The sequence below is a fragment of the Clostridium malenominatum genome (assembly GCF_039521365.1).
In the GTDB taxonomy this organism is placed as follows: Bacteria; Bacillota; Clostridia; order Clostridiales; family Clostridiaceae; genus Clostridium_AW; species Clostridium_AW malenominatum.
Window position 1 is genome coordinate 1,479,201 of the sequence record NZ_BAAACF010000001.1, and the last position, 22,725, is coordinate 1,501,925.

The following is a 22,725-nucleotide window of genomic DNA, read 5'->3' on the forward strand; positions in this document are numbered from 1 at the left end:
AAACTTTTTAACTAAAGGGATAAAAGGGAGGATATAATAATCTTCCCTTTTGTCTTTGACAAAATATCTTTGTATTAACTATTTAAATATGCTAAAATATTATATGCAATATACAATTGACTTCATGATTATTACATAGGGAGGAAAAAAATATGAGAATAATAGCAGGTCTTGCTAAGGGAAGAAAAATTTTATCTCCAGAAGGCATGGGGACAAGACCAACATTAGATAGAGTAAAAGAAAATATATTTAATATAATACAAAATGATGTTTATGATACCGTTGCTGTAGATTTATTTGCTGGTACTGGCAGCTTAGGGTTGGAGGCAGTAAGTAGAGGAGCAAAGAAATGTTATTTAATAGATAAAGGAGATATAACCTTTAAATATTTAAAAGAAAATGTTGTAAATTTGAAATTTGAAGATAAATGTGAATGTTTAAATATGGACGCTTATGAAGCTTTAAAGTTTTTTGTTAAAAAAGGTATTGTTTTTAATTTGATTTTTATAGATCCTCCATATTTAAAGAATATGATACCTCCTGCTATCGAATTTATTGAAAAAAATAATCTATTAGATAAAGATGGATTAATAGTAACTAAAATAGATTCTAGCGAAGAATTGTGTTTAGGTGGAGATGAAATTGAGTTGATTAACCATAGAAAATATGGTAACACTACAATTTGCCTTTATAGATACAAGGAGGATTTAAAATGAATATAGCAGTTTATCCTGGAAGCTTCGATCCAATAACTAACGGTCATTTAAATATAATAGAAAGAGCTTCTACAATTTTTGACGAAGTAGTAGTTGGTATTCTAGTAAATCCAGATAAAAAAGGCTTGTTTTCCATTGAAGAAAGAGTTGAGTTAATAAAAAGAGTTACTTCTCATATACCTAATGTTAGGGTTGAAAGTTTTAGTGGACTTCTAGTAGATTTTATGAAAAATAACAATATAAAAGTAATAGTTAAAGGACTACGAGCGGTTTCTGATTTTGAATATGAGTTTCAGATGAGTTTAATGAACAAAAAACTTAGTCAAGATATAGAAACTTTATTTATGATGACTTCAGCAGAGTATTCTTTTTTAAGTTCTTCATCAGTAAAACAGGTAGCAGCCTTTGGCGGATGTATTAAAGGACTAGTACCTGATGAAATTATACAAGACATTATGTCAAAGTTTTGTGATTAGGGGGTCTTGTAAATGGATATTATCAAATTATTAGATTATCTTGCAGACATAGTAGAAACCTCCTCAAAGGTTCCTATGACTGGGAAAGTAATGATAGATAAAAAAGAAATTTTAGAAGTTATAGACAAGATAGGAACTAATTTACCGGGTGAATTTAAAAAAGCAAAATGGGTTTATGAAGAAAAAGAGAGAATTCTTAGTGAAGCTATCAGAGAAGCTGAAACTTTGAAAAGGGAAAACCTGGAGCTATTAAAAAGACAAATTGAAAGTCATGATATTACTAAAGAAGCAAAGGAGAGAGCTGAGGAAATAATATCTTCAGCTCAAAGAGATGCTAAAATCATGAGACTTGGCGCTAGGGACTATGCTCATGAAGTTTTATCACAGCTTGAAAGAGAAATAACTGAAAATAGTAATAACATGCTAAACAACATAAAAACTGACATGGAAAGCTATTATGAATCTTTAACTGAGGAAATTGTAACAACTACCGAGATAATTAGAAATAATATAAAAGAGTTAAAAAACATGAATAAATAATTTAGCTAAACATGTTTTTTATTCTTAAAAATAAAAAGTGGTAATATCAATATTGATAAAGTAATTATATACATAGCTAAGGATGAGTTGTAATTATTGCTATTAGAATTAAATACTTGTAAAGTTATTCTATTATATAAAAGTTTGTATATAACATAAGAGCATAGTGAACATACAATTCCTTGTGTAAATTTATTCTTTATATAAACCCAAAGAGAAATATTGTTTTTACTCATAAAGGAATTGCATTGCAGAACAATACAAAGTCCACTAAAACCTAATAAAAATCCAGTGAAAATAACTTTTATTTCATTACTTGTGTTACTCGTAGATATTATATTACAGCCATTTGTCATCTCTACCATACCATAAAGTAATCCTTCAATTAAACCTTTATTAATATTAAATAAGTTGCTTAAGTTATTTAAAATAGTATTAGTTATGATACTATTTTTTATTATTTTTATTAATATACAAAATAGAAGTATAAAACCGCCAACGGAAAGAGAAGTATTGATGGAATTTTCAATGGCTACCTTAAGTGCATCTCCAAAGTTTTTTCTATCACTTATAATATAAATAGGAGTTTTACCTTTTTTTATATTATAAGATTTATCCTTTAATATAAGAGACATAAAAAAGCAAGAAATGTAATTTCCAAGTAGCAATATGTAACCCAGCTTTGTATTATTTAACATAGACAAACCAACTGAACCTATAGTAAATAATGGGCTTGCGTTTGAAGCAATGTTCAATAGTCTTGTACAGGTTTTTAAATCAATCATTCCTTTTTCATATAACTCACAGCTATATTTAGCTCCTAAAGGGTAACCGCATAATATGCTTACAATCAGAGCAAAGCTACATTCTTCAGGCAACCCTAAAGGAAGGCACAAAATTTTACCAAAAAGCTTTGAATACAGATTAATACCATTATAAAACATTATTATGTTAGTAATGATTAGAAATGGAAAGAGGGACGGAAAAACTTTGTAAAAAAAAAGTTGACTTCCAAGTAATGAACCTTGAATACAAGAATCGGGATTTACTATAAAATTAATAATTATAAAAGAACATATTACAGTAATAATTATAGATTTATCTTTAGCAAATATATATAATAATAAAAATACTAATAATAACACTACGTATAAAAAAAACAACAAAATAAAACCCCTTTAATATATTGATTTATATATATATATTTAAAAGAGGTTTATTTATTACATTATATTATTACAGGTTTATTTTTAAAATCTCCTAAAGGATCACAGGATTTATTTAAAAGACTATAACATTTAGTTCCTTTTATATCTAAATATAGTGTTGGATTAATTTCTTTAGGAATTTTAGTGTACACTGGAATAGAAGATTTCTTCTTTAAAACTTTTAAAATTTCGCTACCTCTCTTGTTAAATCCTAAAACACGTGCATAAGGACAACTTTCTTTTCGTAGAGAAAAAGTATCAATAGTATCAAATCCAATGAAGTATTGACATAAAATCCTACTAATTCTTGTGTAGGTGTATCTTTTAGTTTTTATACCCTGTATCACATCTTGTAAAGTGTTGTATTTATTTAGTGCATCATAGATTCGATTATGTAATCCCTCAGATACGTCCGGCAGATTTTCTATGCCATTTTCACCATTGAAATACTTATGTTTTATAAAGGGAAGCATTTCGTTTTCAAGAGGGAAGGAATAACCTTTTTCTTTAAAATTCACTATTGAATTAAATACATTAAGAGGAACTTGATTATTTAGTTTATCCAATATTTCGTTATTTTTAATGAAGTTTCTTATAGAAGAAGCACTGGAGAAGCTATTAGTCATTTCTAAAGAATTATAATTATTACCTTCTCTTTTTATAGTAAAGGGAATAATAGTGCTATTAATTCTTAATAAATTTTTACAATACTCTATGGCTAAAATATTGTTTGAGGTGGATAAAAAATTGTTAATTTCAAAACAATCTTTATCCTTTTCTTCTAAATACAATGATAAAGCTTTAGCTCTAGCAAGGTGAAAAGGGAGTCCTTCTTTCAAATATTCTTTTAAGTATCCTTTAAATGTAATAGGTTCCTCAAGTAATACTTTCGAAATATCCAAAATAGATGAAATATTTCCGCTTTCACTTCCAAAGGATAAATTATTTATTATTCCTAAAGAGTCGAACAAACTTATTGCTCCAAAAGAGAAAAATTCAGCAGAGGAAATACTATAAAGCAGTGGAAGCTCAATTACTAAATCTACGCCATTTTCCAAGGCCATTTTAGCTCTAGTCCACTTATCGAGCATTGCTGGTATGCCGCGTTGAACAAAATTTCCACTCATTACTGCTACTATACCATCAGCAGAAGTTAGCTCTCTGGTTTTTTTAATATGATATACATGACCCTTATGTAAGGGGTTATATTCTGCCACAATTCCAGTTATATTCAAATTAATACCTCCATCCGTTATATTTATATAAGTTTCTGTTAATACTATTATAATGATATTCATATGCTACTAAAAGAATTGATATATATTTAACACATTTTTAAAAATACTATACTATTTATTGAAAATTACGTCAATAATATGTCGATAATGTATATAAAAAAAACTAATTATATATAAAAATTTAAATAATACACTTGAAAAAGTAGCACAAAAAGTCTTATATTATATATGTGTGTAGTAATATTATAACCGAGAGGAGAATTTAAATGAAATTAATGGATGAAATTTGGCAAAAGGCCAAAGCTAACAGAAAAAAAATAGTACTTCCAGAAGGTGAAGAGGAAAGAAATATAAGAGCCTGCGAAATGATTATTAAAAATGGTCTAGCAGACATCATTTTAGTTGGAAACCCAGAAAACATAAAAAAAATGGCTAAGGATTTAGGTGTTAGTGTTGAAGGTGCTGAAATTATAGATCCTGCAACTTCTGATAAAACTGAAGAATATGCAAAAACTTTATATGAAATAAGAAAAAATAAAGGTGTTACTTTAGAAAAGGCAGCTCAAATAGTTTTAGATCCACTTTATTTTGGAACTGTAATGGTAAAATTAGGTCATGCTGATGGAATGGTTTCAGGAGCAATACATACAACTGGCGATTTATTAAGACCAGGTCTTCAAATAGTTAAAACAGCTCCAGGAACATCTGTTGTATCTAGTGCATTTATCATGTATGTACCAGGATCTGAATACGGTAAGGAAGGATTATTATTATTCTCCGATTGTGCTGTTAACCCAAATCCAAATGCAGAAGAATTAGCGTCGATAGCAATTTCTACAGCTGAAACTGCTAAAAAACTTTGTGGAATGGATCCAAAGGTTGCAATGTTGTCCTTCTCAACCATGGGAAGTGCAGAGCATGAACTAGTTCAAAAGGTTAGAACTGCAACTGAACTTGCAAAATCACAAAGACCAGACCTAGACATAGATGGAGAATTACAATTAGATGCTTCAATTGTACAATCCGTTGCTAGCTTAAAGGCTCCAAATAGCGCCGTTGCAGGTAAAGCTAATGTTCTTATATTCCCTGACCTACAGGCTGGAAATATAGGATATAAATTAGTTCAAAGATTTGCTAAGGCTGAAGCTATAGGACCTATAACACAAGGTTTTGCAAAACCAATAAATGACTTATCAAGAGGATGTAGTGCAGAAGATATAGTTAACGTTGTAGCTGTTACAGCTGTTCAAGCTCAATAATATAAATGCATTCAGAAAGTGAAGGGAGAATTTAATATGAAAATACTTGTTATAAACTGTGGAAGTTCATCATTAAAATATCAGTTAATTGATATGACTAAGGAGGATGCACTTGCTAAGGGGTTAGTTGAAAGAATAGGAATAGATGGTTCAATACTTACTCAGAAGGCTAATGATGAAAAATATGTTATAGAACAACCAATGAAAGATCATCAAGATGCTATTAAGTTAGTTTTAGCAGCTTTAATTGATGAAAAACATGGTGTTATAAAAGACATGTCTGAAATTTCAGCTGTTGGACACAGAGTTGTTCATGGTGGAGAAAAGTATGCAACTTCAGTACTTATAGATGATGAAGTTATGAAATCTTTAGAAGAATGTGTGAAGCTTGCACCTCTTCATAATCCTCCGAACATAATAGGAATAAATGCATGTAAAGCTTTAATGCCAAATACTCCTATGGTTGCAGTATTTGATACAGCTTTCCATCAAACTATTCCAGAACATGCATATATTTATCCAATACCATATGAATTATACAAGAAATACGCAGTAAGAAAGTATGGCTTCCATGGAACTTCTCACAGATATGTTTCTATGAAAGCAGCAGAACTTATGGGAAAAGACGTTAAAGACTTAAAGATAATAACTTGTCACTTAGGAAATGGTGCTAGTATTTGTGCTGTTGAAGGTGGAAAATCCGTAGACACTAGTATGGGATTCACACCACTTGAAGGTATAGCTATGGGAACAAGATCAGGTAATATAGACCCAGCTATAATTGCATTCTTGATGAAAGAATTAAATATTTCAATTGATGAAGTTAACGATATGTTAAATAAAAAATCAGGGGTTTATGGAATATCCGGAGTTAGCAGTGACTTTAGAGATATCGAAGAAGCAGCTGAAAAAGGTGAACATAGAGCTCAATTAGCATTAGATATATTCCATAATAGAGTTAAGAGATTTGTTGGAGCTTATGCAGCTTTAATGGGTGGAGTTGATTGTATCGTCTTCACAGCAGGACTTGGTGAAAACTCAGCATTGAGCAGAGCAGAAATATGCAAAGGATTAGAATTCTTAGGCTTTAACATAGATGAAAAGAAAAATAACGAGGGAAGAGGTTTTGCTAAAGAAATTAGCACAACTGATTCAAAAGTTAAGGTTTATGTTATACCAACAGAAGAAGAGTTAATGATAGCAAGAGATACAAAAGAAATTGTTGGAAAGTAATCATATAAATAAAACTTGACTTTTAATCATCATCTTTATATAATAAATTGTGGCTATAACATTGAGGTGAATATTATGGTTTTAGATTTATCCGATTTATTAAAAAAGAAAATTCTTAAAAAGGATTTAGATATTACCGTTGAAGAAAAAGGCTTCTACGATGGTATGGAGTACATAGCCTTCAAGGCTCCCATTAATCTTGATGGAAAATTAACTTTAGTAGGAGACGTGATTGAGCTTAATGGAACTATAAGAACCGTCCTTGAACTTCAATGTTCAAGGTGTTTAGCTAGTTTTTCTAAAAGTGTAGAAATTACAATAGAAGAAAAATTATCTACAATAGAAGATAAAGATGATGATTACATCTTTATTAAAGGTGATGTAGTTGACATCACGGAAATAATAGAGAATAATATTATTATATCTTTACCAATTAAAAGGCTTTGTGATGAAGAATGTAAGGGATTGTGTTCTAATTGCGGACTAAATCTTAATCATTCCAGTTGTAATTGTGATGAAATGAATATTGAACCACGATTATCAAAGCTTAAAAACTTTTTTTCATCTAACTAAGGAGGTGTTTACTGTGGGAAATCCAGCGAGAAAAGGTTCTAAATCTAAAAGAGATTCAAGAAGAGCCCAAACTTTCAAATTAAGTGCACCAGGAATAGTAGAATGTCCTCAGTGTCACGAAATGAAACTTGCTCATAGAGTATGTAAAAGCTGTGGAAGTTACAAAGGCAAGGAAGTTGTTTCAACTGAAAAATAAAGAAAGTCAAAAGACTTTCTTTTATTTTTTTTATTTCTTATTGTAATTATTAAAAATTTATTATATACTTTTGACCTAGAGAAGCGTGACTTCTATTTGAAAGGAAGTGGATCCTTGTGATAATTGCAGTGGATGGTATGGGTGGAGATTTAGCTCCTGTTGAAATTGTAGCAGGATGCATTGACGCTATAAAAGAATTTGATAACATAAAAATAATAATTACTGGAAATGAAGAATTAATTCTAAATGAGTTACATAAATATAATTACGACAGTGAAAAAATATCAGTTATCCATTCAAGTGAGGTGATAGGCCCTAATGAATCACCTGTAATGGCCATAAGAAAGAAAAAAGATTCTAGCTTAGTTAAAGCATTAAACTTAGTTAAAGAAAAGAAAGCAGAGGGTATTATTTCTGCTGGAAGTACTGGAGCCTTTATGGCAGGTGCCTTATTTATAGTAGGAAGAATAAAAGGCATTGATAGACCAGCTTTAGCACCAGTAATGCCTGGCAAAAATTCTCCTTTCATGGTTATTGATGTAGGAGCCAATGCAGATTGTAAGCCTAAAAATCTACTTCAATTTGCTTTAATGGGTAAAATATATTTTGAAAAAATATTAAAAGTAAATAACCCAACGATAGGATTAGTAAATATAGGAACTGAAGAAGAAAAAGGAAATGAACTTACTAAAGGAACTTATCCCTTACTAAAGGAATCAGGATTGAACTTTGTGGGTAATATAGAACCGAGAGAGATTCCAAAGGGGGATGTAAATGTTTTAGTTTGTGATGGTTTTGTTGGCAATACCATTCTTAAAATGTTTGAGGGAACTGCCTCTGTACTATTTGATGTAATAAAAAAAGAGATAATGTCTTCATCATTAACAAAAATAGGAGGACTTTTCTTAAAGCCAGTTTTTAAAAATATTAAAAAGAAGTTTGATTACAAAGAATATGGAGGAGCTGCATTCCTTGGAGTTGATGGTATTTGCATAAAGGCACATGGTTCTTCTGATAGATTAGCTTTTAAAAATGCTATTAGACAATGTATAATTTTTCATGATAATAACATTATAAATAATATTAAAGAAGAACTTATAAAAGTAAATGATATCCAAAATATTGACGCTATGGATATTATGTAATATTATCTTAATATAAGATTTCTGGGGAGGTGAAATAATGATATTCAAAAAAGTTAAAAATATAATCTCTGAGCAATTAGGAATAGATGCAGATGAAATCGCAATGGAATCTTCATTTATAGATGATTTAGGAGCAGATTCATTAGATGTTGTTGAATTAATAATGGCATTAGAAACTGAATTTGATTTAGAAATTCCTGATGAAGAAGCTGAAAAAATATCAACTGTTGGAGATGTTGTAGATTACATAAAGGCTCATGTTGAAGAATAATTAGAAGTCCCCGTTTATTAACGGGGATTTAAATTTATATTTGTAAAGTTTAATTTGTTTATTATTGAATTAGTCATAGATTTAGTATTGTATGTCAAATTGAATAATAAACTCTATAGAAGGAGTAAAATATACATGGACAAAAGAAGACAAATTAAGGAAATAGAATATAAGTTAGGCGTGGTTTTCCGTGATGAGGAGTTATTGTTTACAGCAATAACTCATAGTTCCTTTGCAAATCAAAAAAAGAATGTGGAGTATAATGAAAGATTAGAATTTCTTGGGGACTCTGTATTGCAGCTAATAATTACTGAATACTTATATAAAAACTACACTGATAAGAGCGAAGGTGAGCTTTCGCGTAAAAGAGCTCTTATAGTTTGCGAAAATTCTTTATTTGAAATTGCTCAAAGATGGCAGTTAGGAAATTATATAAATATGAGTAAAGGAGAAGAAATTACAGGGGGAAGGGAACGAACATCTATACTGGCGGATTGTGTTGAAGCCATAATAGCTGCTATTTATTTAGATAGAGGAATAGATTTTGTAAAAACTTTTATTCTATCTAATTTTAGAGTAATTATAGATAGAGCTATGGATGATAAAATAATTTTGGATTATAAAACAAAACTTCAAGAGACCTTGCAAGAGCAGGGAGAAGTTAATATAAATTATAATTTATCCAAACACGAAGGCCCTCCTCATAGGAGAAAATTTTATACGGACGTAATTATTCAAGATAAAATTCTTGGTAGTGGAGTAGGCTATAGTAAAAAAGAAGCAGAACAAAATGCGGCTAAAGAGGCTATAAAAAACATGGAGGGGAAAAATGAGTAAGAGACACTATATAATTCCAATATTTGTTCCCCACGAAGGATGCCCTCACAATTGCGTATTTTGCAACCAAAATTCTATAACAGGCAATGAAACTGTTGTTGTAGATGAATCCTATGCTGAAGAAGTAATACAATCGCATTTAAGGACTATTAATAAAGAAGATTCAATTATAGAGATATCATTCTTTGGAGGAACTTTTACCGCTATACATATTGATAAGCAAAAAAGACTATTAAGAGTTGCTAAGAAATATAAAGATAGTGGAGAAATAAACTATATAAGATTATCTACTAGGCCGGATTATGTCGACCATAATATATTAAATAACCTAAAAAGCTATGATGTAGATATTATTGAGCTAGGCGTTCAATCCATGGATAATGAAGTTTTACGGTATTCTGGAAGAGGTCATACAGAGGAAGATGTAGTAAACGCTGTAACCTTAATAAAAGAGTATGGCTTTACCTTAGGAATTCAAATTATGCTAGGATTACCTAAAGACAACTTTTCTAAAGACATTGAAACCGTTAAAAAAGTTATAGATTTGAAGCCGAACTTATGCAGAATATATCCAGCTCTTGTAGTTAAGAATACCCCTATGGAAATTATGTATGAAAAGGGTGGATATATTCCCTACACTTTAGAAGAAGCGGTGACTATATCTAAAGTGGTTTTTGGAATGCTAAGTGCAAATGGTGTTAATGTTATAAGAATAGGATTGCAACCAACAGAAGAAATTAATTATGGAAAAGAAATTGTAATAGGTCCTTTTCACCCTGCTTTTAGAGAATTGGTTCAAAGCAGCATAATTAACGATATGATATACGAGTTTTTAATAGGAAAAACCATTTCTTCTATAAATATAAGTATAAATCCTAAAACAACTTCGAAATTGTTTGCAAATAAAAAACAGTATTTTAAAGATATGTTAAATAAATTAAACTTATCAACTATACGTGTATCAGGAGACTCTAATTTACAACAAGATGAATTAAAAGTTCTCTTAAATGGGACAGAATATAATCTGTCGATTGCTACATATATTTGGCGCAAATATAAAGAAGGATAAAAGTATAATTTATAGAATAATTAATTATAGAATAAAAACCAATAAACAATATAAAATTATATTTATTTTTTAATGTATTTATGGGGAGGAATCATCATGGAAGTATTAAAAGTATCAGCTCAATCAGAGCCAAAATCAGTAGCAGGAGCTTTAGCAGCAGCCATTAAAGAAAAAAGCTTTGCTGAAATTCAAGCAGTAGGTGCTGGAGCAGTAAATCAAGCTATTAAAGCAATTGCTATTACGAGAGGATTTGTAGCACCAAATGGCATAGACTTAATTGTAGTACCAGCATTCTCAGAGGTTAGCATTGAAGGGGAAGAAAGAACAGCTATTAAATTTATAGTAGAGCCAAGATAATAAAAATATTCATATAAAGTAAAAGCCATGCTAAAGCATGGTTTTTATTTTTAGATTGATATTTTTACTAGTATAATATAAACTTATATATTGTCAAATAAAATATATTTGAGGTGTTGTATATGAAAAAGCATAAAAGAGATAAGTTGCAGAAGATAATGGTGTATATGTTATTAGCCTCCTTTTTATTAAGTATGCTTCCTGCTATTTTTTTTAAGTAAGGAGAGATTTTTAATATGCAATTAAAATCTATTGAAATAAGAGGGTTTAAATCATTTGTAAACAAGACAGAATTGAACTTTAAGAAGGGTATAACCGCAATAGTAGGACCAAACGGAAGCGGTAAAAGCAATATATCTGATGCTATAAGATGGGTTTTAGGAGAACAAAGCATAAAGAGCCTAAGGGGCGGAAAGATGGAAGATGTAATATTTGCTGGTACACAGTTTAGAAAACCTTTAGGATTAGCACAGGTTTCTCTAACATTGGATAACTCTAAGGGTGAATTGCCTTTAGAATATAGCGATGTTACTGTAGCTAGAAGAATATATCGCTCTGGCGATAGTGAATATTACATAAATAATAATCAGTGTAGATTGAGAGACATACAAGAACTTTTTATGGATACAGGTATAGGAAAAGAAGGGTACTCCATAATTGGACAAGGTAAAATTGATGCTATACTAAGTGGTAAAGCTGATGAAAGGCGTGGACTTTTAGAGGAAGCTGCGGGAATTGTAAAGTTTAAAAGACGAAAAGATGAAGCTGAGAAAAAACTTGAAAGCACCGAAGTTAATCTAACTAGAATAAAAGATATACTTTTTACCTATGAGGAAAGATTAGAGCCATTAAGGATAGAAAGTGAAAAAGCTAAGACCTTTCTAGCTTTAAGCAATGAATTAAAGTGTAAAGAAATTAATTTAATAATTACTGGTTTAGATAATATTAATAAGGAGATTGATTATGCATCTGTTAATATTAATCAACATAAAGTAGAATTAGATACTCTGCATAATAACGAGATAAAATATAAGGATAAAACTGGACTTTTGAAAAGGTCCTTGGAAGAGCTGGAAAATTTAATTAGTAATGAAAAAAATCAATATTATGAAAAAAAAGAAGAAGAAAGCAATTTAATAAATGAAATTAATATATTTAAAGAAAGAATAACAAATGCAAATATAGTTATGGAAAATTCAAAAAAAGAAATTTCCATACTAGAAGAAAAATTAACTATAATTAAAGGAAACAGAGATAATGAAGAAAAGGTTGTAGGTGAGCTTCAAAGTAATCAAAGAAAGTTAAATTTACTTATCGCCCAGTGTGAAAAAAACATAATAGAATTGAACTCTAAAGCTGATAATGAAATAAATCATGTTAAAAAGCTTAAAGATGAACAAATTGAAATACTTAGTTCTATATCTAAGACAAAAAATCAAATATCAATAATTGAAAATAACATAGAAGTTTCAAAAAATAAAAAGATGAATTTAAAATCTTCTTATGAAAGTAGTTTAAATTCTTTAAAAATAAATAGCAATACTGCTAAAATAATGGAAATGGAACTCCTTAAAAAGGCAGAGGCAGTAGCAGAATATGAAGCTCAAATAAAGAATTATAAAAAAGAAATGGAAAGCATTAAAACTATACTTTTTAATGATGAAAAAAAGCTTAGAGAAGATCAGATTAAACATAATGGTCTTGAAGCTAATTATAATTTATTAATAAAGCTGGAAAATTCCTATGAAGGATATTATAAATCTGTTCAAGCTATAATGTCTCATATTAATAAAGGAATAATTAAGGAAGCTTATGGAAATACTTTTGTTTTAGGAGAGATAATTGAAGTTCCTAAGGAATATGAATTAGGAATTGAAATTGCCCTAGGTTCTGCCATATCAAATATAATTACTCCCGATGAAAATGTTAGTAGAATACTAATAAATTATTTAAAGAAAAATAATTTAGGTAGAGCAACTTTCCTTCCTCTAAACATTATAAAGGGTAAGAGTATAAACTTGAGCAGTAATGTAACAAATATAGAGGGATATTTAGGTATTGGCAGCAAATTGTTAAAATATGAGGATAAGTTTAAAAATGCTATAGATTTCGCTTTAGGAAGAACTATAATGTGCACCGATATGGATGCCGCTCTTAAAATAGCTAAAGCCACAGATTATAGCTATAAAATTGTGACTTTAGCTGGTGAAGTTATTAATGTTGGAGGTTCTTTAACTGGAGGAAGTTCCATAAGAGGAAAAAACACTAGCGTTATAGGTAGAAAAAGAGAAATTACAGAAATGAATGAGGATATTGCAAAGCTGTCTTCTCAAATAACTGAGACTCAGTTATTTATAACTTCAAATAAGGATAAAATAAAGAGGTTAGATGATGAATGTTTAAATTTAAAAGATTTAATATATGGAGAAAATATTGAAGAAGCAAAACTAAAAGAAAAGTTATATAACATAGAAAATGAAAATATAAAATTAAAAAATAGGCTGGCAGTATGGAACGAAGAGGTAGAGAAGCTACAAAGTGATATAGATAAGAATATGAAAGATATTCAGGACAAAGAAGAGGATTTGACTCATTTAGCTTTGTTGGAAAAGGAGAACACTAATAATATTATAACTTTGGAAAAATCATTAAAGGATCAAGAAAATAATATTTCAAAGATAAAAGATGGTTTAACAGAAGATAAAATAAAAAAGGCTCAAATTGATGAAATTATATTAGGAAAACTTAAAGATTTAGTAAGAATGGCCAATGAATTAGAAGATCTTGAAAAAAAGCATCTTCAATTAAAAGAAGACATAGAAACTAATAGCAATAATATTAAACAATACTTATGGCAAATAAGTGAGAATGAATCAAAAAGAGAGCAAATTATTAACAATTTGCAAAGCTTAACCCAGTCTTTCAAAGATAAAGAGGTAGAAATTTTAGAGCTTAAAGAAAAATTAAATGAAGAGAATAGTTTTTTAGAGGAAAATTATGCTCTAAAAAATAAGAAAGAAGTAGAACATAATAAATTAATGGTGAATTTAGCCAAGATAGAAAATGAAAGAGATAATTTATTATTAAAATTACAAGAAGAGATGGAATTAACTTATGATGAAGCATTAACTTTTAGAGAGGAAATAGAAGATCTATCTAAGTACAAAAAGCTTGCGTTGGAAATTAAAAATGAAATTTCCTTACTTGGTATAGTAAATGTATCATCTATTGAAGAATATAAAGAGCTTAAAGAAAAATTTGCTTTTTTAAATAGTCAAAAAGATGATTTAATTACCGCTAAGGAAGAACTTTTAGTTCTTATTGAGGATTTGATAAATAATATGAAAAAATTATTTATGGATAATTTTAATGTTTTAAAAGAATTATTTGACCAAACCTTCAAGGAATTATTTAAAGGTGGTACTGCAGATTTAATTTTATCCGGTGACGATATACTAAATGGTAATATTGAAATAAATGTTCAACCTCCAGGTAAGAAACTTCAAAATATAAATTTAATGTCTGGTGGAGAAAAGGTATTATCTGCAATTGCTCTATTATTTGCAATTTTAAAAATGAAGCCTACGCCATTTTGTATACTAGATGAAATAGAGGCAGCTTTAGATGATGCAAATGTTAAAAGATATGCTGATTTCTTAAGGGAGTTTTCAGGTAATATTCAATTCATTGTCATAACTCATAGAAAAGGTACCATGGAGGCAAGTGATGTCCTTTATGGGGTAACCATGGAGGAAAAAGGTATATCTAAGGTTATATCAATAGATTTAAAGGAGAGTGCTGTATAAATGCTAGGAGGGTTTTTTAATAAGTTAAAAGAAGGCTTATCAAAGACTAAAGACAACTTTACTGATAAAATAAGTGAAATGCTAAACATGTACGTAGCAATAGATGAGGACCTGTATGATGAATTAGAGGAGATATTAATTACCTCTGATATAGGTGTTGAAACCTCACTAGAGATAATTCGTAAGTTAAAAGAAAAAATTAAAGAAACCAAAGTAAAAGACGTAAGTGGAGTAAAGCCTTGTCTAAAGGAAGTATTAGTAGAAATGCTAGGAGAAGAGAAAGGAACTATACTTCCAGAGAGCACTCCTGAAATTGTACTAATTGTAGGGGTTAATGGAGTAGGGAAAACCACATCCATAGGAAAAATATCTCATAAGCTTAAGACCAATGGATATAAAGTATTAATGGTTGCAGGAGATACCTTTAGAGCAGCTGCTATAGATCAGTTAGAAGTTTGGAGTAAAAGAGCTGGAGTAGATATAATAAAACATCAAGAAGGCTCCGATCCAGCTGCGGTAGTTTATGATGGAATACAAGCAGCTAAGGCTAGAGGAGTTGATGTATTGGTTTGTGACACAGCAGGAAGACTTCATAATAAGAAAAACTTAATGGATGAGTTAGGTAAAATTAATAGAATTATTGAAAGAGAATATTCAAATGCCTCTAAACATACCTATTTAGTTTTAGATGGAACCACAGGTCAAAATGCCATACAACAAGCAAAGCAATTTATGGAAGTTTGTAATGTAGATGGCATTATATTAACTAAATTAGATGGCACAGCAAAGGGTGGAGTTGTTATTTCAATTAAGCATGCATTAAATATACCTGTTAAGCTAATTGGGGTAGGAGAAGGCATAGAAGATTTACAAGATTTTAATCCAAGAGAATTTGTGGAAGCTTTATTTTAATAGGATATCTTTTTTAAAATGCTGTTAAGTAAAAGTACTTGACAGCGCTTTTATTATTTGATATTATAGATTTCGTCAGTAAATGATAAAAGGAGTGATTATGCAGTTACATCTGCAGTCCCCATGGATGAAAGAATAGAAATTTCAATGCTATTAGACTTTTATGGTTCTATGCTTACAGATAAGCAAAGGGATATTATGTATCTTTATTACAATGAAGATTTTTCCCTTGCGGAAATATCAGAACATACAAATACAAGTAGGCAAGCTATTTTTGATATAGTAAAGCGCTGTAATAAAATACTGATAGAATATGAAGATAAATTAAAATTACTAGAAAAGTTTATGAAACTAACAAAAACTAAAGAGCTTATTTTAAATAAGCTAAATGAAATAGATAGTTCCTGCGATAATATAAAAATTTCAAATAGTATAAATGAAATTATAAATGAAATAAATAATATTTAGGAGGATGGCCATGGCATTTGAAGGTTTAGCCTCTAAACTGCAAGAATCATTAAAAAAATTAAGAGGAAAAGGTAAGCTTTCTGAAAAAGATATTAAAGAGGCTATGAGAGAAGTCAGATTAGCCCTATTAGAAGCAGACGTTAATTATAAAATAGTTAAGGATTTTGTTAAAAACGTAGGTGAGAAATGTCTTGGAAATGAAGTTATGGAAAGCCTTACTCCAGGACAACAGGTTATCAAAATAGTTAATGATGAATTAGTAGAACTCATGGGAAGTCGCGAAAGTGCAATTAACTTTTCCCAAAGTGGATTAACAGTAATCATGCTAGTAGGACTGCAAGGTGCTGGTAAAACCACTATGGCAGGTAAACTTGCATTACAACTAAAAAAGAAAAATAAAAAACCTTTACTTGTAGCTTGTGATATTTATAGACCAGCGGCTATAAAGCAGCTTCAAGTAGTTGGTAAACAAATAGAAATACCTGTATTTACATTGGGAGATAAAGTAAATCCTGTTGATATATCGAAGGCAGCTATTAAACATGCTAAAGACAATGGCAATAATGTAGTTATAATAGATACTGCCGGAAGACTTCACATTGATGAAGAGCTGATGGATGAACTAAAGGGTATAAAAGAAAATATTTCTCCAGATGAAATATTATTAGTAGTAGACTCTATGACAGGTCAAGATGCTGTAAATGTAGCTGAAAGCTTTAATTCTCAGCTAGAATTAACCGGCGTCGTATTAACAAAACTTGATGGAGATACAAGAGGTGGTGCAGCTTTATCTATAAAAGCCATGACAGGTAAGCCAATTAAGTTTGCCGGTGTGGGCGAAAAGATGAATGACTTTGAAGTTTTCCATCCTGATAGAATGGCTTCTAGAATACTCGGTATGGGTGACGTACTTACTCTTATTGAAAAAGCTCAATTAGCTATTGATGAAAAGGAAGCTGAGAAGCTTGGAGCAAGAATGATGAATCAAGAATTTAATCTTGAGGATTTCTTATCAGCTATGCAGCAAATGAAAAAATTAGGTCCTTTAAATAAACTTATGGAAATGGTTCCCGGTGTAAACTCTAAAGAGCTTAAAGATGTTGACTTTAGCCAAGGAGAAAAGGAACTGAAAAGAATAGAGGCTATCATTAATTCTATGACTTCTAAAGAAAGAAGAAATCCTAACTTAGTTAGCAGTTCTCCTTCAAGAAAAAAGAGAATAGCTAATGGTTCTGGTACTAGTATTCAGCAGATTAATAAGCTAATGAAGGATTTTGAAGGCATGAAGAAGATGATGAAACAAATGAAAGGTATGGAAAAAACCTTTAAAAAGAAAAAAGGATTGTTTGGTAAATTACCATTCTAATATATTCTACACACTTTAAAGGAGGTGAAACACATGGCAGTAAAGATAAGACTAAGAAGAATGGGTGCTAAAAAAGCTCCTTTCTATAGAGTAATTGTTGCAGATTCAAGATCTCCAAGAGATGGAAGATTCATTGATGAAATTGGATACTACAATCCAACAACAGAACCAGCTACTATAAAAATAGACGAAGAAAAAGCTGTTACTTGGGTAAAAAATGGTGCTCAACCTACAGACATAGTTAAAAGACTATTTGATAGAACTGGTATAAACGAAAAGCTTTCTAAGTAATAACGGGGGTGTAATTCATGAAAGAATTAGTGGAGATTATTGCTAAATCATTAGTAGATAACCCTGAAGCAGTTCAAGTAAATGAAATCACTGGCGAACAGTCGACAATACTTGAATTAAAAGTTGCACCTGAAGATATGGGAAAAGTAATTGGAAAACAGGGAAGAATAGCTAAAGCTATAAGAACTGTTGTAAAAGCAGCGGCTATCAAAGAAAATAAAAGGGTAGTTGTGGAAATAATATAAGAAAAAGAGTTAGGACTACCCTAACTCTTTTTTTAAAAAGGGGAATAAGAGAAATGAAAGATTTCTTAAGTATAGGACAAATAATTAACACTCATGGTTTAAAGGGAGAAGTTAAAGTATACCCTTTGACAGATGATTTAAATAGGTTTAAAAAACTTAAAAAGGTATATATTGAGGGTAAAGAAACTAACATAGAAGGATGTAAACTTCAAATTGATAGAGTTATACTTAAAATTGAAGGAGTAGACTCTATTGAAGATGCTATGAAATTAAAAAATAAATATTTAGAAGTTAAACGTGAAGAAGCAGCAAAGTTACCTGAAGATAGTTATTTTATTGCAGATTTAATAGGATGCACCGTATATGATGAAGATAATAAAAACTTAGGTAAAATATATGATGTAATTCAAACCAAAAACAATGATGTTTATTGGATTAAAGAAGGAACTGAATTACTAATTCCTGCCTTAAAAACTATTGTGGTTAGTATTAATATAGAAGAAAAAGTCATTATAATAAAACCCGTAAACCAATGGCTATCAGAATAGATATTTTAACACTTTTCCCTGAAATGTTTTCTATATTTAACCACAGTATATTAGGAAGAGCTATTGATAAGGACTTAATTAATATAGATTTACACAATATAAGAGACTATACATTAGACAAACATAAAAAGGTGGATGACTATCCCTATGGGGGTGGTGCAGGAATGGTAATGGCAGCTCAGCCTATTGTAGATACTATAGAACATGTTAAAAAACAGAACAAAGGTAAAGTTATCTTTTTAGGTCCAAGAGGTGAAAAATTCACTCACAGCATTGCAACGGAATTATCAAAAGAAGAGGAGCTAATTTTTTTATGCGGGCATTATGAAGGCATAGATGAAAGAGCCTATAAATTTATTGATATGGAACTATCTTTAGGTGATTTTGTACTTACAGGTGGAGAGATGGCTTGCATACCTATAGTAGATAGTATTTGCAGGCTTATACCTGGTGTGCTTGGAAAAGACGAGAGTTTTATGGAGGAGTCTTTCTACAATGGCTTGCTAGAATATCCTCACTATACAAGGCCGGAGGAGTTTAGGGGAGATAAGGTGCCTGAAGTATTAACTTCAGGACATCATGAGAACATTAGAAAATGGAGAAGACTTCAGTCTTTAAAACTTACCAAAGAAAAAAGACCAGATCTTTTTGAAAATATCCCCCTTACTAAAGAGGATAAAAAAATTTTGTTAAATATTGAAAAAAACATGGATATATAATGTTGAAAAAAACATTTATATATGATAGAATTATCTTCGTGCTAGTACGGGCGGTCCTCTGTTGTTTTTAATAACAAGAACGTCAAAATAAATTTGAGGAGGGAATGCACAAATGTTAGAAGTAATAAAAGCAATTGAAGCAGAACAAATTAGAACTGATTTACCAGAATTCAACGTGGGAGATACTATAAAGGTACACGTAAGAATCAAAGAAGGAACTAGAGAAAGAGTTCAGCTTTTTGAAGGTACAGTTTTAAAAAGACAAAATGGTGGATTAAGAGAAACTTTTACAGTTAGAAGAGTGGCTTCAGGAGTAGGCGTTGAAAGAACTTTCCCAGTAAATGCTCCTACTGTTGAAAAAATCGAAGTTGTAAGAAGAGGAAAAGTAAGAAGAGCTAAGTTATTCTATTTAAGAGATAGAGTAGGTAAGGCTGCAAAAGTAAAAGAATTACTAAGATAAAAAACGGGGCTATATAGTCCCTTTTTTGTATATTTAGGTGGTGAAGTATTAAATGGCAAAAGAATTAGTAGAATTAGCTAAATCCATACTTCTGGCTATAATAGCAGCTTTTTTAATAATTACCTTTGTATTTGAAACTGTTAGTGTAGATGGTTTATCCATGTATCCTACTCTAAATAATAAAGATAGACTCATTGTTGAGAAGGTTACCTATTATTTTAGAAAACCTAAACCAGGAGACATTGTAGTTATAAAATACCCTGCTAATCCAAAAGAGAAGTTTATTAAAAGAGTAGTAGCTGTTGGTGGAGATAAAATTAAAATCTTAGATAATAAAGTTTATGTAAATGATAAAGAGTTAAAAGAAGATTATATAAATGAAGAAACTATGCAAGATTTTTATGAAGTAACTATACCTGAGAATACTATTTTCGTTATGGGTGACAATAGAAATAATAGCTTAGATAGTAGAAGTCAAAGGGTTGGCTTCGTAAAATATAATATGGTGGTTGGTAAGGCTGCATTAAGATTATATCCATTTAATAAATTTGGAACACTAAAACAGCAAATGGATTAAGCATCTTAGTGCCTTATAAGAAAGGAAGATATACATGGCGATAAACTGGTTTCCAGGCCATATGGCTAAAACTAGAAGAGAAATAAAAGAAAACCTAAAACTTGTAGATGCTGTAATTGAGATTAGAGATGCTAGAATTGTAAAGTCCAGCGCCAATCCTGATATAGATGATATATGCGAAGGTAAGCCTAGGATCATACTTTTAAATAAAAGCGATTTAAGCGAAAAAAAAGTAACAAATGCTTGGATAAAAGAATTAACTACGGATAAAATTAAGGTTTTAGAAGTAAATTGTATTACTGGTGATGGTATTAAAAATATAAGAGGAGCCTTAAATGAACTTTTAAAAGAAAAGCATGAAAGATTAAAAAATAAAGGCTTAGTTAAGATTGTAGATAGAGTTATGGTAGTAGGCATACCTAACGTAGGAAAATCTTCTTTTATTAATAAAATGGCTAAAAATAATATTGCTAAAACTGGCGATAAACCTGGTGTAACTAAAAGTAAGCAATGGATTAAAACAAAGCAGGACATGGAGCTTATGGATACTCCTGGAATACTTTGGCCGAAGTTTGAAGATGAAGAAGTTGGACTAGGATTAGCTTTTACAGGAGCTATAAAAGATGAAATAATGGATATTGAAAATTTAGCATTAAAATTAATAGAAAAGTTACAAAATGATTATCCTGAAAACTTAAAAGAAAGATATAAGTTAAAAGAATTACAGGAAGATCCTTTAAAAAATATGGATGAGATAGGCAGAAGACGAGGAGCTATAGTGTCTGGAGGAGAAATTGATTATAATAGAGTTGCCGTAATGCTTTTAGATGAATTTAGAGGAGGCAAACTTGGTAAAATTTCTATTGAAAAGCCTTAAAGAGGATGTGCAAATATGAATTTATTCAATAATGAAGATATAAGTTCCTATAGTTTTTCTAAACTTAAGGAACTTATGGATTTTTATATTAAAAATTATGATAATAATAAAAAAGAAGAGCTTCTAAACATATGTAATTTCATAAAAAATGACCCTAGAAAAAATGTTCAAAGCCTTTATAATAAAGCGTTGAAAACTATTGAAAAATTTGAAAAAGAACTGGAACGAATATTCAAAATGTATAGCTTTGATAGGGGTTTTTCTCCCTTAAATTACTTGGCTGGGGTAGATGAAGTAGGGAGAGGTCCTCTTGCCGGCCCTATTGTAGGAGCTTCAGTAGTATTAAATTTAAATAACCTTGAGTATGAAAACCTAATACTCGAAGTTAATGATTCAAAAAAACTTACAGCTAATAAGCGAAAAGAGTTGGATAAAATAATTAAAGAAAAAGCTCTTTATTACAAAATAGTAGCTATAGATAATAATACTATTGACACTAAAGGGATAGCTTGGTGTAACAATGAAGTGCTTAAAAATTCTGCCCTAAACCTAGAAGTAACACCTGATATAATTCTTTCGGATGGATATGGAATTAAAGGTTTAAATATAAAAAATGAATTTGTTATAAAAGGTGATAGCAAAAGTATATCTATTGCTTGTGCTTCTATAATAGCAAAGGTATATAGAGATAATATTATGGAGGAATATGCAAAAATATATCCTCATTATGGCTTTGAACATAATGCAGGATACGGTACAGCTGAACATATTGAAGGGCTTAAAAAATTTGGTCCTTCTCCAATACATAGATTTAGTTTTATAAAAAATATAATTTAAAGTTGAAAAGCATCCTTTAATAATTTTATAGAAAAATCATTGCTTCCATGTTTCAATATTACTTCGATGACATCGAATCTAAAATTGAATTTGTGGAGCTTTTTCTTTAATATATACATTTGAGCTGTTTTATATATTTTATGTTGTTTTATATAGTTTACAGACTCACCAGGACTTCCATAAGAGTTACTTCTTCTTGTCTTAACCTCAATAAAGCTTATACATTCTCCATCCTTTCCTATGATATCAATTTCTCCTGTTTTACATCTATAGTTTTTATCTAAAATTATATATCCTAGTTTTACAAGATATTTTTGTGCTAATTCTTCTCCTAAAATTCCTATCTTTTTATTACTAAAATGCATAATTATTATTCCTTTCCCAAGTAACAGTATACTCATTATAGCTTATAATAAAAAAATGTAAACACCATATGTAAGTGTTCACATTTTCTATTTTTATTTACACTTAGCATTATAAAATTTAATGTATTTGTCAACA

Annotated in this window: 27 protein-coding genes; 24 read left to right on the forward strand and 3 right to left on the reverse strand. The window is 30.0% G+C overall.

Going from position 1 to position 22,725, the window contains the following annotated elements:
- Positions 1 to 152 precede the first annotated feature (152 nt).
- Genes rsmD through ABDZ69_RS07525 form a run of 3 tightly spaced genes read left to right on the forward strand, consistent with a single transcriptional unit; the run spans position 153 to position 1,732 of the window.
- Positions 153 to 716: a 16S rRNA (guanine(966)-N(2))-methyltransferase RsmD gene (gene rsmD, locus ABDZ69_RS07515; RefSeq protein WP_343768355.1), complete on the forward strand. Its 564-nt coding sequence runs from the start codon at positions 153 to 155 to the stop codon at positions 714 to 716.
- Positions 713 to 1,192: a pantetheine-phosphate adenylyltransferase gene (coaD, locus tag ABDZ69_RS07520; RefSeq protein ID WP_343768358.1), complete on the forward strand. Its 480-nt coding sequence runs from the start codon at positions 713 to 715 to the stop codon at positions 1,190 to 1,192. The genes rsmD and coaD overlap by 4 nt, the downstream gene beginning before the upstream one ends.
- A gap of 12 nt (positions 1,193 to 1,204) precedes the next feature.
- On the forward strand, positions 1,205 to 1,732 hold the full coding sequence (locus tag ABDZ69_RS07525; RefSeq protein WP_343768360.1) for an ATPase: 528 nt from the start codon (positions 1,205 to 1,207) through the stop codon (positions 1,730 to 1,732).
- A gap of 5 nt (positions 1,733 to 1,737) precedes the next feature.
- Here ABDZ69_RS07525 and ylbJ read toward each other — a convergent pair whose 3' ends face one another.
- Together ylbJ and ABDZ69_RS07535 are read right to left on the reverse strand one after the other, a co-directional pair.
- On the reverse strand, positions 1,738 to 2,898 hold the full coding sequence (gene ylbJ, locus ABDZ69_RS07530) for a sporulation integral membrane protein YlbJ (protein ID WP_343768362.1): 1,161 nt from the start codon (positions 2,896 to 2,898) through the stop codon (positions 1,738 to 1,740).
- A gap of 62 nt (positions 2,899 to 2,960) precedes the next feature.
- On the reverse strand, positions 2,961 to 4,175 hold the full coding sequence (locus ABDZ69_RS07535) for a nucleotidyltransferase (RefSeq protein ID WP_343768364.1): 1,215 nt from the start codon (positions 4,173 to 4,175) through the stop codon (positions 2,961 to 2,963).
- A 269-nt stretch (positions 4,176 to 4,444) separates the two neighbouring features.
- Between ABDZ69_RS07535 and pta the strand changes: the two genes are divergently transcribed.
- The 21 genes from pta to ABDZ69_RS07640 all read left to right on the forward strand — a co-directional run bounded on the left by pta (position 4,445) and on the right by ABDZ69_RS07640 (position 22,224).
- Positions 4,445 to 5,437: a phosphate acetyltransferase gene (gene pta, locus ABDZ69_RS07540; protein WP_343768365.1), complete on the forward strand. Its 993-nt coding sequence runs from the start codon at positions 4,445 to 4,447 to the stop codon at positions 5,435 to 5,437.
- 36 nt (positions 5,438 to 5,473) lie between these two features.
- Positions 5,474 to 6,670, forward strand: a complete 1,197-nt coding sequence (locus ABDZ69_RS07545) for an acetate kinase (RefSeq protein WP_343768367.1) — start codon at positions 5,474 to 5,476, stop codon at positions 6,668 to 6,670.
- Between the two features lie 75 nt (positions 6,671 to 6,745).
- A complete protein-coding gene (locus tag ABDZ69_RS07550; RefSeq protein WP_343768369.1) occupies positions 6,746 to 7,243 on the forward strand; it encodes a YceD family protein in 498 nt (165 codons plus the stop codon).
- A 13-nt stretch (positions 7,244 to 7,256) separates the two neighbouring features.
- A complete protein-coding gene (gene rpmF, locus ABDZ69_RS07555; protein ID WP_343768372.1) occupies positions 7,257 to 7,439 on the forward strand; it encodes a 50S ribosomal protein L32 in 183 nt (60 codons plus the stop codon).
- 116 nt (positions 7,440 to 7,555) lie between these two features.
- Positions 7,556 to 8,584 (forward strand): phosphate acyltransferase PlsX, encoded by a 1,029-nt coding sequence (gene plsX / locus ABDZ69_RS07560; protein WP_343768374.1) that lies wholly within the window; start codon positions 7,556 to 7,558, stop codon positions 8,582 to 8,584.
- A gap of 37 nt (positions 8,585 to 8,621) precedes the next feature.
- The gene (gene acpP, locus ABDZ69_RS07565) at positions 8,622 to 8,855 is read left to right on the forward strand and encodes an acyl carrier protein (RefSeq protein WP_343768377.1); all 234 of its coding nucleotides are present in this window, start codon (positions 8,622 to 8,624) and stop codon (positions 8,853 to 8,855) included.
- Between the two features lie 135 nt (positions 8,856 to 8,990).
- Positions 8,991 to 9,692: a ribonuclease III gene (rnc, locus tag ABDZ69_RS07570; RefSeq protein ID WP_343768379.1), complete on the forward strand. Its 702-nt coding sequence runs from the start codon at positions 8,991 to 8,993 to the stop codon at positions 9,690 to 9,692.
- Entirely contained in the window at positions 9,685 to 10,761 is a 1,077-nt protein-coding gene (locus ABDZ69_RS07575; RefSeq protein ID WP_343768381.1) for an elongator complex protein 3, read from the forward strand. Before rnc ends, ABDZ69_RS07575 begins: the two co-directional genes overlap by 8 nt.
- Before the next feature lie 96 nt (positions 10,762 to 10,857).
- On the forward strand, positions 10,858 to 11,118 hold the full coding sequence (locus tag ABDZ69_RS07580) for a stage V sporulation protein S (RefSeq protein ID WP_343768383.1): 261 nt from the start codon (positions 10,858 to 10,860) through the stop codon (positions 11,116 to 11,118).
- Positions 11,119 to 11,354: 236 nt separating this feature from the next.
- Positions 11,355 to 14,924: a chromosome segregation protein SMC gene (gene smc, locus ABDZ69_RS07585; protein ID WP_343768385.1), complete on the forward strand. Its 3,570-nt coding sequence runs from the start codon at positions 11,355 to 11,357 to the stop codon at positions 14,922 to 14,924.
- A complete protein-coding gene (gene ftsY / locus ABDZ69_RS07590; protein WP_343768388.1) occupies positions 14,925 to 15,836 on the forward strand; it encodes a signal recognition particle-docking protein FtsY in 912 nt (303 codons plus the stop codon).
- Between the two features lie 123 nt (positions 15,837 to 15,959).
- Positions 15,960 to 16,304 (forward strand): putative DNA-binding protein, encoded by a 345-nt coding sequence (locus ABDZ69_RS07595; RefSeq protein WP_343768391.1) that lies wholly within the window; start codon positions 15,960 to 15,962, stop codon positions 16,302 to 16,304.
- Positions 16,305 to 16,314: 10 nt separating this feature from the next.
- A complete protein-coding gene (ffh, locus tag ABDZ69_RS07600; protein ID WP_343768394.1) occupies positions 16,315 to 17,670 on the forward strand; it encodes a signal recognition particle protein in 1,356 nt (451 codons plus the stop codon).
- 33 nt (positions 17,671 to 17,703) lie between these two features.
- Positions 17,704 to 17,961 carry a 30S ribosomal protein S16 gene (gene rpsP / locus ABDZ69_RS07605; RefSeq protein ID WP_343768397.1) on the forward strand — a complete coding sequence of 86 codons (258 nt, stop codon included), beginning with the start codon at positions 17,704 to 17,706 and terminating at the stop codon, positions 17,959 to 17,961.
- A 17-nt stretch (positions 17,962 to 17,978) separates the two neighbouring features.
- The gene (locus ABDZ69_RS07610; RefSeq protein WP_343768400.1) at positions 17,979 to 18,206 is read left to right on the forward strand and encodes a KH domain-containing protein; all 228 of its coding nucleotides are present in this window, start codon (positions 17,979 to 17,981) and stop codon (positions 18,204 to 18,206) included.
- Positions 18,207 to 18,259: 53 nt separating this feature from the next.
- Positions 18,260 to 18,754 carry a ribosome maturation factor RimM gene (gene rimM, locus ABDZ69_RS07615; protein WP_343768402.1) on the forward strand — a complete coding sequence of 165 codons (495 nt, stop codon included), beginning with the start codon at positions 18,260 to 18,262 and terminating at the stop codon, positions 18,752 to 18,754.
- A complete protein-coding gene (trmD, locus tag ABDZ69_RS07620) occupies positions 18,745 to 19,473 on the forward strand; it encodes a tRNA (guanosine(37)-N1)-methyltransferase TrmD (protein ID WP_343769618.1) in 729 nt (242 codons plus the stop codon). The genes rimM and trmD overlap by 10 nt, the downstream gene beginning before the upstream one ends.
- Positions 19,474 to 19,585: 112 nt before the next feature.
- On the forward strand, positions 19,586 to 19,933 hold the full coding sequence (gene rplS, locus ABDZ69_RS07625; protein ID WP_343768404.1) for a 50S ribosomal protein L19: 348 nt from the start codon (positions 19,586 to 19,588) through the stop codon (positions 19,931 to 19,933).
- A 52-nt stretch (positions 19,934 to 19,985) separates the two neighbouring features.
- A complete protein-coding gene (lepB, locus tag ABDZ69_RS07630; protein ID WP_343768407.1) occupies positions 19,986 to 20,510 on the forward strand; it encodes a signal peptidase I in 525 nt (174 codons plus the stop codon).
- A 34-nt stretch (positions 20,511 to 20,544) separates the two neighbouring features.
- Complete coding sequence (ylqF, locus tag ABDZ69_RS07635; RefSeq protein WP_343768410.1) at positions 20,545 to 21,387, forward strand: ribosome biogenesis GTPase YlqF; 843 nt, start codon at positions 20,545 to 20,547, stop codon at positions 21,385 to 21,387.
- Positions 21,388 to 21,462: 75 nt separating this feature from the next.
- On the forward strand, positions 21,463 to 22,224 hold the full coding sequence (locus ABDZ69_RS07640; RefSeq protein ID WP_343769620.1) for a ribonuclease HII: 762 nt from the start codon (positions 21,463 to 21,465) through the stop codon (positions 22,222 to 22,224).
- On the opposite strand, the gene ABDZ69_RS07645 is transcribed toward ABDZ69_RS07640, so the two are convergent.
- On the reverse strand, positions 22,221 to 22,589 hold the full coding sequence (locus ABDZ69_RS07645) for a YraN family protein (RefSeq protein ID WP_343769621.1): 369 nt from the start codon (positions 22,587 to 22,589) through the stop codon (positions 22,221 to 22,223). The genes ABDZ69_RS07640 and ABDZ69_RS07645 overlap by 4 nt on opposite strands.
- Between the last annotated feature and the right edge of the window lie 136 nt (positions 22,590 to 22,725).

Excerpts from the sequence above, each read along its gene's own strand:
- ABDZ69_RS07645 (WP_343769621.1), bottom strand. The coding sequence starts at position 22,589 with ATGCATTTTAGTAATAAAAAGATAGGAATTTTAGGAGAAGAATTAGCA.
- ABDZ69_RS07550 (WP_343768369.1), top strand. The coding sequence starts at position 6,746 with ATGGTTTTAGATTTATCCGATTTATTAAAAAAGAAAATTCTTAAAAAG.
- ABDZ69_RS07580 (WP_343768383.1), top strand. The coding sequence starts at position 10,858 with ATGGAAGTATTAAAAGTATCAGCTCAATCAGAGCCAAAATCAGTAGCA.
- ylqF (WP_343768410.1), top strand. The coding sequence starts at position 20,545 with ATGGCGATAAACTGGTTTCCAGGCCATATGGCTAAAACTAGAAGAGAA.
- ABDZ69_RS07575 (WP_343768381.1), top strand. The coding sequence starts at position 9,685 with ATGAGTAAGAGACACTATATAATTCCAATATTTGTTCCCCACGAAGGA.
- ABDZ69_RS07640 (WP_343769620.1), top strand. The coding sequence starts at position 21,463 with ATGGATTTTTATATTAAAAATTATGATAATAATAAAAAAGAAGAGCTT.
- ABDZ69_RS07525 (WP_343768360.1), top strand. The coding sequence starts at position 1,205 with ATGGATATTATCAAATTATTAGATTATCTTGCAGACATAGTAGAAACC.
- ABDZ69_RS07545 (WP_343768367.1), top strand. The coding sequence starts at position 5,474 with ATGAAAATACTTGTTATAAACTGTGGAAGTTCATCATTAAAATATCAG.
- pta (WP_343768365.1), top strand. The coding sequence starts at position 4,445 with ATGAAATTAATGGATGAAATTTGGCAAAAGGCCAAAGCTAACAGAAAA.
- ABDZ69_RS07595 (WP_343768391.1), top strand. The coding sequence starts at position 15,960 with ATGGATGAAAGAATAGAAATTTCAATGCTATTAGACTTTTATGGTTCT.
- rsmD (WP_343768355.1), top strand. The coding sequence starts at position 153 with ATGAGAATAATAGCAGGTCTTGCTAAGGGAAGAAAAATTTTATCTCCA.
- ffh (WP_343768394.1), top strand. The coding sequence starts at position 16,315 with ATGGCATTTGAAGGTTTAGCCTCTAAACTGCAAGAATCATTAAAAAAA.
- smc (WP_343768385.1), top strand. The coding sequence starts at position 11,355 with ATGCAATTAAAATCTATTGAAATAAGAGGGTTTAAATCATTTGTAAAC.
- acpP (WP_343768377.1), top strand. The coding sequence starts at position 8,622 with ATGATATTCAAAAAAGTTAAAAATATAATCTCTGAGCAATTAGGAATA.
- lepB (WP_343768407.1), top strand. The coding sequence starts at position 19,986 with ATGGCAAAAGAATTAGTAGAATTAGCTAAATCCATACTTCTGGCTATA.
- coaD (WP_343768358.1), top strand. The coding sequence starts at position 713 with ATGAATATAGCAGTTTATCCTGGAAGCTTCGATCCAATAACTAACGGT.
- ABDZ69_RS07610 (WP_343768400.1), top strand. The coding sequence starts at position 17,979 with ATGAAAGAATTAGTGGAGATTATTGCTAAATCATTAGTAGATAACCCT.
- rnc (WP_343768379.1), top strand. The coding sequence starts at position 8,991 with ATGGACAAAAGAAGACAAATTAAGGAAATAGAATATAAGTTAGGCGTG.
- rimM (WP_343768402.1), top strand. The coding sequence starts at position 18,260 with ATGAAAGATTTCTTAAGTATAGGACAAATAATTAACACTCATGGTTTA.
- ftsY (WP_343768388.1), top strand. The coding sequence starts at position 14,925 with ATGCTAGGAGGGTTTTTTAATAAGTTAAAAGAAGGCTTATCAAAGACT.
- rplS (WP_343768404.1), top strand. The coding sequence starts at position 19,586 with ATGTTAGAAGTAATAAAAGCAATTGAAGCAGAACAAATTAGAACTGAT.
- rpsP (WP_343768397.1), top strand. The coding sequence starts at position 17,704 with ATGGCAGTAAAGATAAGACTAAGAAGAATGGGTGCTAAAAAAGCTCCT.